Annotated in this window: 7 protein-coding genes; 5 read left to right on the top strand and 2 right to left on the bottom strand. The window is 51.9% G+C overall.

The window, feature by feature from the left end:
* Positions 1–198 precede the first annotated feature (198 nt).
* Positions 199–4248, bottom strand: coding sequence for a beta-ketoacyl synthase N-terminal-like domain-containing protein (locus tag Q1Q75_RS13155; RefSeq protein ID WP_300671385.1), 4050 nt, complete (start codon positions 4246–4248; stop codon positions 199–201).
* Complete coding sequence (locus Q1Q75_RS13160; protein ID WP_300671386.1) at positions 4241–10969, bottom strand: type I polyketide synthase; 6729 nt, start codon at positions 10967–10969, stop codon at positions 4241–4243. The genes Q1Q75_RS13155 and Q1Q75_RS13160 overlap by 8 nt, the downstream gene beginning before the upstream one ends.
* A gap of 879 nt (positions 10970–11848) precedes the next feature.
* On the opposite strand from Q1Q75_RS13160, the gene Q1Q75_RS13165 reads away from it, so the two are divergent.
* The 5 genes from Q1Q75_RS13165 (at position 11849) to Q1Q75_RS13185 (ending at position 18154) form a co-directional block, all read left to right on the top strand.
* Positions 11849–12565: an ABC transporter ATP-binding protein gene (locus tag Q1Q75_RS13165; protein ID WP_300671388.1), complete on the top strand. Its 717-nt coding sequence runs from the start codon at positions 11849–11851 to the stop codon at positions 12563–12565.
* Position 12566: 1 nt separating this feature from the next.
* Positions 12567–14105 carry an FtsX-like permease family protein gene (locus Q1Q75_RS13170; RefSeq protein WP_300671391.1) on the top strand — a complete coding sequence of 513 codons (1539 nt, stop codon included), beginning with the start codon at positions 12567–12569 and terminating at the stop codon, positions 14103–14105.
* A 16-nt stretch (positions 14106–14121) separates the two neighbouring features.
* The gene (locus tag Q1Q75_RS13175; protein ID WP_300671394.1) at positions 14122–15876 is read left to right on the top strand and encodes an ABC transporter permease; all 1755 of its coding nucleotides are present in this window, start codon (positions 14122–14124) and stop codon (positions 15874–15876) included.
* 63 nt (positions 15877–15939) lie between these two features.
* Positions 15940–16710 (top strand): outer membrane lipoprotein-sorting protein, encoded by a 771-nt coding sequence (locus tag Q1Q75_RS13180; RefSeq protein ID WP_300671397.1) that lies wholly within the window; start codon positions 15940–15942, stop codon positions 16708–16710.
* 31 nt (positions 16711–16741) lie between these two features.
* Entirely contained in the window at positions 16742–18154 is a 1413-nt protein-coding gene (locus Q1Q75_RS13185) for a hypothetical protein (RefSeq protein WP_300671399.1), read from the top strand.
* The last annotated feature ends 390 nt before the right edge of the window (positions 18155–18544 follow it).

Below are 18544 nucleotides of genomic sequence, written 5' to 3' on the forward strand. Positions count from 1 at the left end.
GACAGGGTTGGCTCCGTGGCGGCAAATTCGATAGGCTTTGATCGGCATACCGGCCTGGGTCATCCTTTCCGCCGCAGCCTTAAAAAAGTTCAGAAAAGAATGGACCGAAACGATGATCAAGGCAGAAATAACTCCGACGGCAAGGAGGGCGAGAAAGTCACTTTCGCGATAAACGCCTTGAAAACAGGTCTTCACAAGTCAGAAGAACTTTTTGAACTTGATATGATCGGTCCCTTCGGGGACCACCGATGCCACCGAATAATTAGGCTCGGATGCCGTCATGAGCCAGTAGGTCTCACCGGAAGGCCCCACCGCTTCACACCGCCCGATGGTCTCCTGCCCAATCAAAGAGATCTCGGCTGGATAGACAGGTGAAATCCCCTCGGCAAACAATCGATTCCGAACCGCGTCCTTTAAAACAATCAGCGTGTTCAACCACGCCCTCTTCCGTTTGGGTTCAATGCGGTCATACAGCGCTTTTTCTGCCTGCGTACAATATCGTCGGCTGATGTACTGGGTGGCGTTGGCCGTTTTATAAACATCCCGGTAAATCAAAAAATCGTTCTCATCCACAGAGGAGAGAAGGTTTGATCCGGCGTCTCGCATCACCTCAAAGAGCGCCTCGTCCGTATCAAACCGCCTGTCATCCCACCCTGTAACCCCCGCCCAGAGAGTGCCACCCACCGTCAACTCCATATCTGCCGATGCGGAGCCCGGTTTCATGGGATACGCTTTCACCAGGCAGTCCACCTCCTCACCGTCCCCTGGGTTATCCGAATAAAATTCGATTTTCCCTATCCGGATGGGCATGGCGAGCCTGTCTGTCTGAGTCATTTCCATGACCCAATAGCCAAAGAGCTGCCCCGCATTATCAAGCAACGACCCTTGCCCTTCTGCCGCGGTGATGACCCCGCGGATGCCATTGTCCCCTAAGGTTCCAGTCTCCTTCACGCCCTGATAGGCCGGGCCGTGAAACATCCACCCCTCGCGGTAAAGCCTGTCACAGGAGACCGGCGCTTTTTGGGGATTCCGCAGAAGAAAGGGGGCCGGTTCAGGTGGGGTCGGGTAGGTATCGGCGAGTCGAACCCTGCCGGAGAAATAGCCTTTAATGACCATCTGAACATATTCTACGCCGTCATAGTCGGCTTCAAGTTCTGCCGTAAAGGGCTGGCTCAGATCGATCCAGTTAAACGCCTGTATCTTTTCAATGGCCGTAACTTTTTTACCTGGAACCATTTTTTTAGCGTATTCACACAGAATATCGATGGACATGGTCATGGGCACCACCGGAAATTTTTCAGATAGCTGGGTGCAGCCCTCACTTTGTGGGAACAATGAATGATCGATCAGCCAGGGGTATCCCTCAAGGGAAAGATCCAGTGCGCAGGTTCTCTTCCTTGCCCCCGGATCCTGGTCAACAGGGGCTGCGGGAAGACACCTTTTCTGGCTTTCCGGCAGGGACTGCCACGTCTCAAGGACTTCTTTATGCATGTGGACAATACCGTTCAGGGTCTCCTCATACGCCGCCAGCACAGGATGATTCTCAGAATTTGTCAGCACCGCTGAGGACGCAGGCCCAACGTGTGAGAAGTCGAGGCGGGTCTCAAGCCTGACCAGTGGAACCCCCAGCGTCAGGGGCATCTCCATGGCCGTCCCCCCCGAAGGCACGGATAAAGGCTCTGCCAGCATCCCAGCCCCCGGAAGATCCGGTTCCAGCCCTTCAATAAAACAGGCGGCAAGGGCCCTTCTCAATTGGCGCATCCCGCTCATTTTCGGGGTATTTGTGTTGATGGCGGCAAACTTTTTGCCTTTTAAAATGTCCTGAACAAATCCGGTGAGGCTTCCGGTCCCGGCCTGAATAAAGACCCGAACGCCCTCCTCATATAATGTTAAAATAAGCTCTCGGAAACGGACCGGCTTGACCAGGTGATCGAGCATCAGAGCCCTTAAGGCCTCCCGCTCTTCTGGATACGGCCCGCAGGTTGTCGCAGACCACAGGGGTGTCTTCATCCTTCCGATATCCAGCGCATCGAATTTTGCTCGATGAACACCCAGTGAATCAGCGTACAAAGGAGAATGGAACCCGGATCTAAAGGGAAGCTTCAGACACAAGATCCCCTCTTTTTTCATGGCATTAAGGGCCGCATTAACGCTTGCATCAATCCCGCACAGGATCACCTGATGAGAGCAGTTGTCCGTGCTCACGCAGATATCCTCAAGGTCATCAAAGAAGGATTCCGCGGTCCGGATATCGCATCCTGCCGCAGCAAAGGCCACATCCGGCACCTCTAAGGACCCGGCCTCCAGATTCTGAATAAATTCATCGAGGCCCTTCGAGTCGATGACACCGGTGGCGATCATCCCGGACCACTCTCCGATGCTGTGCCCGGCGACCACATCGGGGGTTATTCCCAGATCACCCAGCAGGGAGTGGACAAATTGATTGACGCGGATAATCCCGACGCCGGTCTCTTCAAGGTTCTCCGGGTGCAGGCAACCCGGCAGGGTTTTATCAAAAAACGCAGCCACATCGTCGAGCTTCGGTTCAAACGCACTGTCCACCCCAGGAAACAGAAAGGCGGTTTTCCCGCCCCCTGTCACCAACCCTTCAGACGTATAATAAATATCCCCACGCCCTCGCCAGGCCCCACCCCGAAGGATTATTTTCCTGGCCTTGTCCCGCTTTTTTTCATCTGGATTAAACACCACAAGCCGGAACGCGCCTCCGTCAAGGCGTGTCTCTCCCTTTTCAAGGGCATCCAGCACCTCCTCCCGGGACCCAACGCTGATCAAGAGGAGGGGCTCCGCCGCCTCTTCCAGGGGGGCCGGCACGGGGGCGGTTGAAACAGAAGCCTCGGCCTCCCTGTCATGCTCGGACATCACAAGATGCACATTGACCCCGCCAAAACCGAAGGCATTGACACCAGCGATTCGCTGGAGCCCTTCGGAATGCCAGGGCTCCGCCTGATGAATCAACCGGAACCCGGTCGGGTCGAGGGCCTCATCCGGCTGATCACAGTTCAGGGAGGGGAAGCGAACCTTATGATAAAGGGACAAGGCGGTCTTAATAAACCCGGCGACCCCGGCTGCCGGCATACAATGACCAATCATGGACTTGACAGACCCCAAGCCGGGCTTCGTTCCCATGCCTGTCTGCCCGAAAAATCCGGCGAGTGTTTGCAGTTCCGACAGATCTCCGGCACGGGTGCCGGTGCCATGGGCTTCAAGGGTGCCGATATGCTCGGGGTTCAGCCCGGACATCTTCCAGGCTCGTTCAAGGGCCAGGGTCTGGCCTCCGACATCCGGAGACATCAGGCTGGACGCTTTGCCATCGCTTGAGACCCCGATGCCTTTGATGACAGCATAAATTTTATCACCGTCTGCCACGGCATCCTCGTAACGTTTCAAGACCACCACACCAACGCCTTCTCCGATCAAGAGCCCGTCGGCATCTTTGTCAAAGGGCCGAATCACACCGGTCTTCGAGAGAACACCCAGCTGCGTGAACACACTCCAGAACGAAACGTCGTGGCAGAGATGAACCCCGCCAGCCAGCATCAGGTCGCACTGCCGGTGCTGAAGCGCTTTGGCCGCCTGGTCAATGGCCATAAGAGAGCTTGCGCACGCGGCATCAATGGTATAGGCCGGCCCACACAGATTCAGTCGGTTCGCCACACGCGACGCCGTCAGATTGGGGACCAGCCCAATCACGGTATCCGGCCCATAATGGCCCAGCTTGCTCTGAAACTCGGCCTTGATCTCACCGATGGCCTTTTTTGACATTTCGGGAAACAGGGATTCCAGGCAGGAGACCAGCTGCTGGGCAGTACGAACGTGTTGTTCCAGCCTGACCATGCCTGGACCGATATAATTGCCCCGCCCCAGGATAATACCCGTCTGACGGCCTGGCAGGTCGGACACGTCATAGCCGGCATCCCTGAGCGCCTCACAGCTCACCTTGAGGGTAAGCAACTGGTCCGGTTCAGCCCCTTCGGCCGCAATGGGCATGATGCCATGCGAGATGGGGTCAAAGGTTGCGTACCCATCGATAAACCCGCCCCGGCGGCAATAAAACCGATCACTGGACGTGGATTCGGGATCGTAATACAAGGGGTCCCATCGATGTTGAGGAACCTCTGTAATCGCATCGTACCCGGTGGTGAGGTTGTCATGGTAAGCCGCCAGATCAGGAGCACCTGGCAAAATACAGGCCATCCCTGTGACCGCAATGTTGCAGGGATCACTCATTCACAAGTCCCCCTTGAAGCAGCATGGATTCAGGGCTTCCACACATGAGAATCACCCGGGCATCCTCTTTTTTCCCATACCGTATTTCATCCAGCAGGGCCTTGGTGCCCTCCTGGGACGCAATAAGGCCGATGCCCGCTTTTTCATATTCCCGTGACAACGCCTCGGACACCATGCCCTGACCGGCCCAGGGCCCCCAATTGATGGAAAAAGCCCGCCCTTTAATCCTGAGATTGATATCCATGGCAAGCTTGTCCAGCGTATCATTTGCAGAGGAGTAATCTACCTGGCCCTTATTCCCAAATGCCGAGGCAATACTTGAGAAAAATGAGACAAACTGAACATCTTCATGAAGGCACTCGCAGAGAACCTGGGCGGGCACGGTTTTGGTTGCAAAAACGTTTTCAAAGGATTCTTTTGATTTCTGATGGAGGTACTTGTCATCAATGACTCCGGCCCCATGGAGAACCCCGTCGATACGCCCATGTGCCTTGTAGATGTCATCAATCAGCTCGGAAAAAGCTTTTTTATCCGTCACATCCATGGACACATACTCATACCGGCCGCCCTTCTCACCAATAGCCCTGAGTGTGTCTCGCAACTGCCGTTCGGAACGGATCGCCTTAAGCTTTGATTCAATGTCCGCTGGTTTTTGACAGTCCCCCCGGGCGATGATCGCCTTCCTCAGCTCGACATCAGAAAAAATTCCGGAAAAATCAGCCGATTCCTGGAGACCCGGCCGTTCTGACCGACCGACAAGAATCAATGTGCATCCATACCGATCCGCAAGTTCAAGGACCACGCTTGCGGTAATGCCCTTTCCGCCGCCCAGGGCCAGAATCACCGAATCACTGTCCAGTAAAATGTCTCCCTCCCCTTCTGTCGCCAGGGGATTGGAGTGAATGTTGTAAAGCTGTCTCAACCCGTTGGCGTACCCGACTTCGCAGATCACATCATCGACAAACATCTCGTCAACGATATGATCGGTCAGCCTCTCCGGGGGCTCGTGCGGGCTGACATCAATGTATCGACAACGGGTTTGGTGCCACTCTTTGGAGAGGCTTTTTATAAACCCGGCCTCTCCCCGATACTGTGCCAGGGATGCCCTTACAGCAGAGGCTTCACCAAAATCCCCACCAAGCCCGGTCACGCCGTAGAGCCATTTGATTTTGTCCGGGTTCGTCTGTTTGACTAAATCAAACAGATCCGTGGCCGGACCACGGCCCTCTTTTTCAGACAAGGGGCTCAAGTAAATCAGGCCATCCATGTCCCCAAGAAGTCCGCTGTCATCAGGAAGGGTAACCACATGGACATCGGCCCCTTTCTCTTTAAGGGCCTCACTCAAACGGTCCACCACCCCCAGGGAGTCCTTGGTCAGGGCAAAACTCTGGCCGGATATATCGTATCCGTTCATCATGGGTTCGGGTGCCCTGGCGAGGACGGCTTTATACCGGGTCAATGCCAGGGGACTCTGGGAATCCTGGGTCTGGATGTCGCTGTCGGAGTCCCCCCCCGCCACCTTGTCATGCAACCAGTCGATAATACCCTGAAGCGTTTTAATGGCGGCCAGAGCCTCCATAATCTCTTCCGGGTTTTCATCCGCCTCAGAATTTTCATCCTCGCCAGGAACCAGAGCAAGGCGTGCGTTCAATTCCCCCAATATCTCGATACGCTTGATGGAATCAATGCTGAGATCCGCTTCAAGGTCGAGGTTCAGGTCAAGCATTTCGATGGGGTATCCGGTTTTGTCGGCGATAATTTCCAGTAACAGCTCCTTGACCGGCTTCGTCTCGGGCAACCGGTCTTGAACGGGCCTTTCAACCGATTTCGACGCGCCCTCCCCCCGGCCAGGAGCTGGCGCGGAAAGGGGTTCTAAGGCGGGAGCCCCCAAGTAACCCAGCATCACATCCCGCTGGGCCTGCATGATCTCTTTGACGTTATGAAGATAGCCCTTCACCGTTTCATCCCGGTTATCCCCTGAAGTCAGGGTGCCAGAGGAGGAAAACCCAGAAAGTTTCAAGGGGACTTCCACCGGCCGCATGGCGGTATCCGGAAGATCCCCCACCACCGGGACGCTCCTGTGTCCGTTCACGGCCCATACCGTCGAATTGAGTGTGTAGGATTCGGGCGAGTTCAGGTCAAAGACGATGGCCCCTCTCCCCTCAAAGAGGGTCTCTAAGTCAAAGGAACGTCCCGTCGAGAGGTATTGAGCCAGCACCGTCATCAAACGCCGGATCCCGTTTTCCCCTTTTTTATCGGTGCAGAAGGCCCGATGCTGCCCCCCTGCCGTGTCCTGTACCAACCCTGTCAACACAGCCCCTGGTCCAATTTCGATAAACACCGTTGCGCCCTCTTTTTCCATGGACGTAATCTGATCTGCAAAGCGCACGGGTTTGACAAGATGTTCCGAAAGACGCTCTCTGATTTTTTCCGGCGAGACGGGGTAGGGTTCCGCGGTGGTATTGGACCAGACAGGCAGGGACGGTGTCTGCAGGGGCACCCCCTTTAAATAGCTCAGAAACTCGGCTTGGGCCTTATAAATAAGCGGGCTGTGAAAAGCGCAGGCCACAGGGATCTCTCGAGCTGTCACCCCCTGCTTTTTTAAATATGTCAGCGCCATATCAACCGCGTCCGAGGCACCGGATATCACCGACTGCGTGGGTGAATTATAATTTGCGACCACCACCCCGGCGATATCTTTAATGCAGGCATCACGTGCCTCCTCTCCCCCCAGGACGGCTGCCATCTTGCCCGGATCACTCTCCACGGAACGGAGAATGGCCTCGGCCCTATGTTTACTGACCACCGCCACATCGTTGATATCGATCGCACCGCTGTAACACAAAGCCGGTATTTCACCATAACTGTGTCCACCGAGCATATCCGGTTCAATACCCAGCTTTTTGAGCAGCGCCGCCATGGCCAGAGAGACAACCCCGATCAGTTGCTGTGCATGAACCGTCTCTTTCACCGCATCGCGAGCCCGCGCTTTCTCGTCAGGAGAAAACGCATCGGCAGGGTAAAGCAAAGGAACCAGCGCCTCGACAAAGACCAGAAAATCCTTCAAAAAAGGAAAGGTCACGAAGAGATCCGACAGCATGCCCGGATATTGACTCCCCTGGCCTGCAAACAAAAAGGCCACCTTCCCATCCACCGGCTTCACATAATGAACATCCGGGTGGTCTCTGCCGTCTTGAACCGCCGCCAGCGAGGCCAGGAGGTCCTCACGGCTTTCAGCGACGATGGCTGCGTAGACCGGTTCTTTTTTCAAGACGAGGCTGTAGGCCAGATCCCGCAAGCGGGCATTCGGCCTCAGGGTTAAAAAATCTCGGATTCCGCGGATAGTCTGTCGGGCTTCTTCGGCATCAAGGCCTCTGATAAGAATCAATTCAGCAGGCCAGTCTTCAAGGGAGGTAAAGGGAACCGGCGGCTGTTGTTCCGTGCAGTTTTTTAGAACCACATGAAAATTGGTGCCCCCAAACCCAAAGGCGCTGACACCGGCAATTCTATCTTTCGCCAACCAGGGCCGTGCCATGGAGCTGAAGACAAAGGGACTTGTTTTGGGGTCATAAAAGGAATTGGTTTGATGGAGATTGATCGTCGGGGGAAGCACCCCGTGGTAAAGAGAGAGCATCACCTTGATGATGCCAGCCATTCCCGAGGCACATTTGGTATGGCCTATCTGGGACTTGACGGTCCCCAGGGCGCAGGTCCCCTTCGCGGCACCGGCGTTCACAAAGGTTTCGGTAAGGGATGACAATTCGGTTTTGTCCCCCACAATCGTCCCGGTGCCATGGGCTTCGATCAGGCCGACCTCCGCAGCAGAAATACCGGCCTGCGCATAGGCCCTTGTGACTGCCTTGGCCTGCCCCTCTTTCCTCGGCGCCGTCAAGCCAAGGCTCCGGCCATCACTTGAGCCACCGATCCCCTTAATAACGGCATAGATGCGATCGCCATCCTGGACGGCATCCTCATAACGTTTCAAGACAACCGCCGCCACGCCTTCGCCCATGCACAGACCATCCGTCTCCGCATCAAAGGGCTTGCTTTCCCCCCCGCTGGATAAGGTGTACAGACTCGAGAACATCAGGTAATCATTGATACTGTTATGACTGTCCGCGCCACCGGCGATCACCAGGTTCGAGCCCCCTGACGCCAGCTCCCGGCAGCCCGAATCGATGGCCGCCATAGACGAGGCACAGGCCGCATCCACCGTGTAGTTTCTGCCACCGAGGTCCAAGCGATTGGCAATCCGACCTGAAATTACATTTCCGAGAACACCGGGGAAGGAGTCTTCGGTCAGTGTGGGCAGGACGGCGTCGAGTTCCGGCGGGATATCGCCAAAATACTGGGGAAAAATATTTCTTAATCCGTAGGCCCCGGCCAGGTCGGTTCCGGCCTCGACACCAAAGATAACCGAGGTATTTTCCCTGTCAAAATCGAGGTCTTTATACCCGGCATCGGCAAGCGCTCCGGCAGAAACGTGCAGGGACAGGAGCTGAACAGGGTCAATCGCTGCCAGAGATTGCGGGGGAATGCCATAATCAATCGGATCGAAATAGCACTCAGGGAGAAATCCCCCCCATTTCGTGTTAGTTTTTTTCCCGGCAAGACCCAATTCCGGCTTTTTCGCTTCCGGGTCATAATACAGGGCCTTGTTCCAGCGACTATCTGGAACCTCGCTGATCAGGTTTTTAGCCGTCAGAATATGCTTCCAGTAGGAGGCGTGATCCGGTGATTCAGGAAAGACAGAGGAGGCCCCGATGATGGCAATATCCACCTGGAGCCCCTGTTTCTTTGGATAAGGAGGAACATCCAAGGCCGTTACAATGCGGGCCGCCCCTTCGGAGACCTCTTGATGCAGGGCTTCGACGGTCGTGGTGCCCGTTCGCAAAGAGGCGACTTGACCGATCATATAAAGCCCCTGCTCTGCTTGAAAACGCTCATCGACCGAAAGATTGGAATCACCCACCCAGGTCATGCCCTGGGCCGCTATCCGAAGCCGCCCCATATTCATTTGTTCAAGGGCTGTCCAGACCATTTCCCCCTTGCCGCCTTCCTCGGTCAGCGTTGCTTTCACCGACTCAAAATAATCCACGTAGCGGCTGGCAAGGCATCGTATTTCATGGCCGGGAGCCGTAGACAGGATACGGGTGGCCTTTTTGTTAATCGCTTTTTGCTGATAGGTTTTAAGCAGAGCGCCTGTTTTCACCGCTTCCTCTGTATAAAGATAGGAGGTTCCCATCAACAGACCGACCCGGGCTCCACGGGCAACCAGAGGTGCGGTCATAACCGCGAGCATGGCCGACGAACAGGCATCGTGAATGCCTCCGGCAAAAAGAAGGCTCACATCGTCAAGCCGGTCGCGTTTCATCAACCGGTCAATCTGCTGCTCCCACAGAACAAAGCTGCTCAAGGGGCCGATGTGACCGCCACACTCTCTTCCTTCGAAAACAAACTTCCGGGCTCCTTCTTTAAGAAAAAGATCGAGAAGTCCGGGAGTCGGGACGTGCAGGAAGGTTTGCACTCCGGCTCGTTCGAGGCTTTCAGCTTGGGAAGGCCTCCCCCCCGCGATGAGAGCATAATGGGGTTTTGCCTTAAAAATATGCCCCAGCTGTTCGGAGAAAATTTCGTTCGGTAAAAAGCCAAGGAGCCCCACCCCCCAGCGTTTTTCCCCCAATAACGTGGCTGTACCTTCAAGCAGCTCGGCCGCCTGTTCCCCCGTAAAAGTGGACAATGCAATAAACGGAAGCCCACCCTTCTGCGCGATAGAATCTGCAAATTCAGGATTCTCGCTAATAGAGGACATGGGTCCCTGGGCAATGGGGTAGGCCAAATGATGCTCACCTGCAAAAAGAGACCCTGCCCCCAAGGGATTCAGGTGCCGAGCCTGCCGGATGTGGGCATAAATGGATTCTTTTACTGAAAAGACAAAAGATTCTGCCGATTTGTATCGATCATAAATCGTCTTTGCAAAAGCAACATCCTGGCCCATGGGAATATAATGGCGGGCCACATCCAGCCCCCCGTACCGAGAGATGATATCATCTGCAGAGTCCCCGTCACAGGGGTCTAAAGCACCCGGACGAGAAAGAATCCTGTGACCGGACCACACCTTTGTCTCCGTGCCATCGAGCCTTTTTATGATCTCCTTCAGGCTGTCAGGGACCCTGGATTCACGTAACAGGGAAAGCTGACTGTCAAAAACAACACCGGCCCCCCCCAACGCAAGAACCGCCGCGGCAGTATGAAGACCACACCCACCCTGGACAAAAACCGGAACAGTCAACGAGGCCTTCAAACTCTGGAAAAGAACAAAGGAAGACATCACCTGAATCTCTCCGCCGCTTTCACTTCCCTTGGCGATCACCGCCCACGCGCCGGCGTTTTCGGCACGAACAGCGCTCTCCAGAGTTGACGCCTGTACGGCTATTTTTTTGCCTGGATACAAAGAAATTTTCCGGGAATCAGAAAGCATAATGACACCGACATTTTCCGGAATCTCATCCCTGGACAAATGAACGCCATCAGGAATACGAATCCCGAATTCGCCACTGATTTTTTTCGATAGTCTCTTTAACGCCTCTTTCCCACGCTCCGGCTGATGCCCAATATCCAAGACTGAAAATGCACCGGCACGATGCAACGCATGGGCAAGTTGTTCATCCGGACACTCAAAAGGGGTCACGGTCATTAGACTGCAGGGATTCCATTCCTTCATCTTAAACTCTCCGAGGCACCGCACGATTCAAGGCCGATGCCTGGTTGTTGAGGTCGACACAAGGCTCAAAGGTTATTAAAAAGGGTTGCATTTGCGTCACGATAAACAATCCTTCGATGGAAGACCTCTCAACCCAAGAGGACGCCCCAAAGTACTAAAAAGATAAAACGAAAAAACCGTCGTTTCAGCCGGAAGCACGAGGTCGGCTGTGATGCAAAAATTGTCCCTGATTTTTTCTCCGGCACGCGCCATGGCTCATAAGAATCTGTTTTAATGACAAACCTGGCAAAGCCTTAACACCCTTGCCGACAGCCAAGGGTTCCGTACTGAAATAATCAGCTTTTCGCAGCGAAACCGTCTCTGTTTCCTGGAAGCATAAAATGACTTATTCAATAATCTATAACTCATTTTATGGCCTTATAAAAAACAGTATTACAAGCTAAAAAAGTTAGCTCAGAACGCTATAATGAGATTTCTAAAGGATCTTTAATTCCTCTTTCGTACCCCATGCGATATGGCGATATGCACCCGGGAAAAAGCCACTTCCAGGTCAAAACCAGAGATACCTCATCTATTTAGCAAACGACAGACCCGATACAGCAGGGACTGAAGAAAAGATGCATCTATCTGAATAATCGATGATTACACGATAGATCAGCCATATTTACAGAGAGCCTAAAACGCCGTCCGCAACATAAACATTGTTTAAAGCGATTCATATATGTATAGTTCCTTTTCGATGATGTAAAGCACTATTTTTTACTGTTAATTTAAAACCGCGAAATGCCCAGTTAAAAATTCTCAAATAATGCCTCAAAAAGATATATTATATTTACTCAAAGAATCATCACATAAACAATAAGACCACAGAGACAGCCCATGCGCCAAATTGAAATCACACAGGTCACAAAAAATTATCGTCTTGGAAAAACGACGATTCAGGCTCTTAAAGGGGTCAATTTCACCGTTGAGGAGGGAGAATTTCTTTCCGTTGTCGGAGCCTCGGGCAGCGGAAAAACCACGCTTCTGAATATCATCGGCTGTATCGATGCGGCCTCTGAAGGGAGCGTTAAAATAGACGGAATTGAAATTAAGAGATTAAATGACAACGAACTTACGGATTTAAGGCTGCGAAAAATAGGGTTTATTTTTCAGACATTTAATCTCATTCCAGTCTTGAATGTCTTTGAAAACATCGAGTTCCCCCTGCTCCTGATGAACCATTTGCCCAAAAAAGCCGTCGTCTCACGGGTCAACGCTCTCATTGAACAGGTCGGTTTAACCGACTTTGTCCGACACAAACCGGCTGAATTGTCGGGAGGCCAGCGTCAACGCGTGGCCATCGCCCGATCCCTTGTCACAAACCCTGCGATTGTTCTTGCGGATGAGCCCACGGCCAACCTGGATACAGAAACCGGAAACTCTATATTGGCACTCATGAAGGCCATCAATATGAGAGAAAAAAGCACCTTTATCTTCTCCACCCACGATCCTGAGGTACTGAAATATGCGGATCGAATCGTCAACATCAGAGACGGCAGGGTGGTCAATCCAGAGCCCCCCGTCGCCCTCTGCCTCGATGGCAGGGGCTACTGAGATGGGGCTGCTCATAAAAATTGCGTTCAGGAATCTCTTACGCCACAAAGGTCGCAGCCTGGTCATCGGGGCCATTCTTTTTGCCGGTGCCCTGGTCATGTCCTTGGGCAACGGCATTATTTCAGGCATGGAAAAGGGGCTTGAAGCCAACATCATCCATCAATGGACCGGGCATCTCATCATTATGTCCTCACGGCAGACAAACGATGATGCTTTATTCAGCCCCAAACCCATGAAGGTCATTCGCCATTATCCCCAGGTTGAGACCGCCCTGAGAAACGACCGCAACGTCCGTGCCTTTTTACCGGCAACCAAGGGGCTTGTCATGGTGCTGAATATCGGTGCCCGGAAAAGAGCGGCCGAGCATCCGGTGCTCAGCATGCTCCTGGGAGTTGACTTTCAACACTACCGAAAAATGTTCAACAACAGTGTGAGCCTTCTTGAAGGGAGCGGATTAGGCCCGGACGAGAAAGGGCTTTTGGTCAACGTCTATGAACGAAAGAAAATTTATGAGTCAGAAAACACCTGGCTTCTCCCTCTCGGCACGGGTCTTAATCGAAGCAAGATGCCTCCCGACGCTTTATCTGAGATAGACACCCTTGAGACCGCATCGAGCTTGGTCTTAATGGGAATCGGAGATGACAACAGCGCCCTTGACGTATTTGCTCACGTAAAGGGTATTTATGAGTTCAAGGCTTTAAATCTCCTTTTCAAAGAGATCAACCTGATTGACCTGGAGTCCTTCAGGGAGTGTTTTGACTATGTAACCCGAGCCGAAAGCCAGACCGCTGTGTCCAAAGAAAACAGTGAGATTCTGGATGCCACAGAAGAATCCCTGATGCACTATTTTTCGAAGACGGCACTCATTGAAGGGCCTGGTCTTGAGACCGATCTGGGGACGGATGCTTTAAAAAAAGAGGTGGATACCGGCGGGATGATCACCGCCACAGCCCACGATGCCTACAACCTTATCTTTGTAAAATTGCATCACGGTCAAATACTTGAAGCAACCCTTCACAACCTGAACAACCGCTTCCAGTCAAACGGAACGGATGCAAGGGCGGTCTCCTGGAGAAAGGCAATCGGGTATATCTCTGATATATCCCTTCTTTTCCGCATCGCACTGAATATTTTTGTCTTCTTTATCTTTTTTGTGGCTGTGATCATCATCATCAACACCCTGACCCTGAATACCCTGGAGCGAACACCGGAAATAGGCACCATGAGAGCCATCGGAGCCCCAAAACGATTTATCACGAGAATGCTGATTCTCGAGACCTTGTTCTTGGCATGTCTCTTCGGAAGCCTCGGCCTCATAAGTGGCTCTCTCCTCACCCTGTTTCTATCGGGTCTTGACCTGGCGGCCTCCAACGAAATGATGAGCTTAGCCTTCGGCGGAGACACATTCTGCCCGGTCATGGATCTAAACGGCATGACACACGTTTTTATTCAACTCACCGTTGTCACCCTGATGGCTGTTCTTTATCCGGTGCATCTTGCAAAAAAAGTATCACCCCTTGACGCCGTGGCACGGGATTAGCCCGGATAGGCCTATCATGAAACTTATCTTTCGTATCGCATTCAGAAACCTTATCCGGCAGAAGCGCCGGAACCTCCTGCTGGGCACCGGCATCGCCTTTGGTATCATGATTCTTTTTATCTCTCAGTCCTACACGAAAGGGCTGTCAGATATTCTCATCAACTCGTTTATTTCAAGTGTTTTTGGGCATATCCAGGTGAATGCGACGGAAAAGTCCGACCGCTCCATTGCCATCATACGCGATAAAGACGCGGTGCTTGAAACCATCCACCAAACCCTTGACGATGTGAATTATTGTTGGGAATCCGTCTCCACATTGACCCGAACGATCGGAAACGGCAGCGGTGCCCTGATGCTGGTGGTCGGAATTGAAAAACACAATGGGGATTTTCTCCGTTCCTTGAACGTGGCGGAAGGTGACATCCGTGATTTCACCGAAGAGAGAACAGACACACCCATCATTCTATATGCACCCAAGGCGGAAGAGTTGAACGTGAAAACCGGGGAGACGGTCAATATGAAACTGACCACGATATACGGCCAGGTTCAAAGTACTCGGGCGACGGTTGCCGCGATCGTAAAACCGGAAAATATTTTCATGACCATGGCCGGATTTATCCCCCTGGACACCCTCAAATCTCTCCTCGGATATCGCCCCCACGAAACATCACGCATCAATATTGTCCTGAATCATATCCGCAAACCCGAAGAGACAGTGGCTCAAGCGGATCGCCTTCACCGGGCATTTAAACCGAAACCTGTTTTTTTCAACCTGACCCTGACCGGCCGCCACGGTCAAACCCAGGCCCTGGCCGGAGGATTGCAGACCCAGCCTGAGATCACTCCCTTATTTTTAGAAGAGTTCAATCTCCCAACCGACATGGCCGATACGTTTTCGGCAGATGCCATGTCCGTCATCATCGGCAAAGGGATTGCTGACACACTCCAGGAAGAGGTCAACGGCACCCTGACCCTTAGCTACCATACAAAGTTTGACGGCCCACACGCCCCAGACGCTGTCTTTACGATTCGCGGCGTAATCGATGAGCCCTCCGGAGCCTATGCCGATGTCGCGTTCTTTAATGTGTCCGGTTTTTATCCCATCTATTCCGAAGATCTCCCACGCGTCATCTCCGGCAATGATCAGGTCAACGACCTGACGACCCGAGATCCTCTGCGGATGGCTCTTGCTTATGACAAAATGCTCCTCAAACGCCCTGCAGACAGCAGGGAATGGAAAAAGCTGCTGAGGCAGATCAACAAACACCGCGGCCCGGGCACTCTCATGCACATCACGAGCATGAATGAAACGGCTGAGGATGTTCTAAAAATAGAATCCGCCCTCAACCTGATCTGCATCATCACCGTCATCATCCTTTTTATGATCATCCTGACCGGAACGGTGAATGCCCTTCGTATGACCCTGCGGGAACGCACCCGGGAGATCGGTACCATTCGCAGTATTGGCATGCAAAAAAAACATGTGGTCCGTCTCTTTGTGATCGAATCAGGACTCCTGGCCCTCTTTGCCTCCGCAGCCGGAACAGCCGGTGCCCTTCTTCTCATGTTCCTGCTCACAAAGATCTCATTTCAGGTGGACAACCTCTTCAGCCTGTTGATCGACAACGGACACCTCCACTTTTTACCCGATCTGACGACAGGGTTGGTGAATATCATTCTAACCGTTGCCGTAACCGTGTTTACTATCTGGTTTCCTGTAAAAAAAGCCGTCGGTACGTCCATCACTGGAGCGTTGAGTTGCTACGAATAAATCCAATAACCTCGTTTTAACACCTTGCTGAGCACCATGAGCAAAAGATCTCAGGAGCAGAGAATGACCCATCTTCGACTTATTTTTATAGCCCTCTTCATCCTTTCACTGGCACCAGAGAGGTCCCTGGCCGGCCAGGTGCAAGAGATCCTCGAGTGCCTCGAGGAAAGCCTGACCGTCGACCATGATTTTTCGGCCAAAATGGTCATGGTTGAAGAAAAGGCAGGGCAAGGCAAAAAAAAACACGAGCTCGTTTACTACCGACGAGACTCTGATGATTCCTTTCTTCTGGTGGCCACCTACCCGTCCACCAAAAAAGGCAACGGCTACCTCCGGGTGGGGGATAATTTCTGGGTCTATCGCCGGAACACCCGCTCCTTTCAGCATGTAAACCGAGATGAATCCGTCTCCGGTACCAACATGAAGCTTGAGACCTTTGAGAAGAAAAAGCTGACGGAGCTTTACCGGTCCGACAAAACCAAAAATGGGCGAGATCTCATTTATAAGGACAGGCTGGGAGACATCCCTGTGTATAAGTTTATTTTGTATGCAAAAGTAAAAGACGTTGCCTATCCAAAGCAAATCATGTGGGTCAGGCGGGATAATTTTTTGCCTTTAAAGATTGAATATTTTTCGGTCTCTGGAACCCATATGCTCACGAGTCTGTACCTTAAATACACTAAAATCAAAGGGCGTTACTTCTGGATCAAGCTGTTGAATATCGATGAGTTTGAAAAAGGGAACAAAACCGTGGCCGATATTTCGGGGATTTCCTTAGCCCCCCTGGATGACGTCATTTTTACAAAGCCATATTTAGAGAATCTCAGCAATTGATGGCCTTGCTAAAAACCCAAGGGGTGTGGACATGAAATTCAGAGTTTATCTGCTTATCGTTCTCATGTTGCATGGGTTTGCCAACCCATGTTTGAGCCGTGACGATCTTGACATGGACAATCTTTTTTCAAATGACGGGTTCATTATTCAAATAGATGACCTCGAAAACGAGTCCGTCATGTCGATAATCAATGGCAGATCCGTGAACTTTTCCGGTTCGTTATACAACAAGTCGAGATACACCACCAAACGAAGCGATTACACGTTGAAGACGATCTTCGTTGATTATGTTAGCCAGTTACCCGAAAGCTTTCGTGAACAGAATCAGGCAGATATTGATAAATTTAAAGAGACCTATCACATAGGAGACGATGACTGGTTTACCTCAACCATGACCGCGAATCTTCTTTTTGATATCCGGCTGGTGGACAACGTCCGGGGCTTCATGAATCTGGACGCCATCTACTATCCCTACGGATTTTCCGAATACCACCTGGCAAGGGACGAAAACCAGAAAATCCTGGAAATAGAAGAGGAAAAAGACACAGACCTGATCCTCAAAGAGATTTTCATTGATGCCAACATCAATAAAAAAGTATTTCTTCGGGGAGGAAAACAGGTCCTGCAATGGGGCCGGGGGTTCTTTTTCAACCCCACCGATCTGATCAATATCGAAAAAAAACGGTTTCTCGATATGGACGCCAACCGGGAAGGAACCTACGGATTAAAGGCGCATGTCCCCTTTGGAATAAAATATAATGTTTATGGCTTCATAGACCTGGGAACCGAGGAAGACACCGATTATTTTGCCTATGCGGGAAAATTCGAATTTCTTCTGGATAAAACAGAAATATCCCTCTCCTCCTGGAAAAAAAAGGGGGTGGACCCGATCTTCGGGTTCGATATTTCCACCCGATGGGAAAATATAGACATCTTAGGCGAGCTCAGCCTCACGTCGAAAGAGACCGTCCTCCGGCCCAATAATGATTTCACCGTAACGGAGACCGAAGACAGATGGGTCCCGCGGTACAGCCTCGCGCTGATGACGTCCTTTGATTTCATGGATATCAACGACAGAATCACCCTTGGATCGGAACTGTACTACAACCATGCGGGCTACTCTGAAAATATTTTTGACGACCCGGCCAAAGTGCTGACCCTCTTTGCCAACGATCTGTACACCATGCACAACCACTCCGTTTATTATGCAATGTTCTTCGCCGAATATAAGGAATTTTTTATCAATGACCTTACTTTTTGCTTAAGCGGTCTGGGAAATTACACGGACAAATCCGGGATTGGCATGGCACAACTCAAATACACCCCCCTGTATGATTTTACCCTGGAGTGTTCCCTCTCCTCAACCTTTGGTGACGACGGTGCGGAGTTTACCTTCACCGGCGATGAGGTGAGCATCGAAGTTGTCGCGAAAATTCTTTTCTAACCCGGATATTTCACGAGTTGAGTGCATCCATATTCAAGGCATCAGAGTTGAAGATGTAGTGGTTTACCTCAAAGCTCTGATAACGCGGAAGATGGGTGCACTCGGCTCGCCCGAAGGGTGAGAAAAGCGAGCAGAAAACGGTGAATTACATTTTGCATTTTTGGAAATGCCTATATTTCTCCACGGAACTAACTGTATTAACTCGTTATTGATCTGGATCAACAGTTTTCTCATGAAATATCCGGGCTAACCCGGATATTTCACGAGTTGGGTGCGCTCATATGCAAGGCATCAGAGCTGAAGATGTAGTGGTTTACCTCAAAGCTCTGATAACGCGGCAGATGAGTGCACCCGGCTCGCCCGAAGGGTGAGAAAATCAGACAGAATACC

Origin of the sequence: Desulfoluna sp. (genome assembly GCF_030145185.1) — a bacterium.
Classification (GTDB): Bacteria; Desulfobacterota; Desulfobacteria; order Desulfobacterales; family Desulfolunaceae; genus Desulfoluna.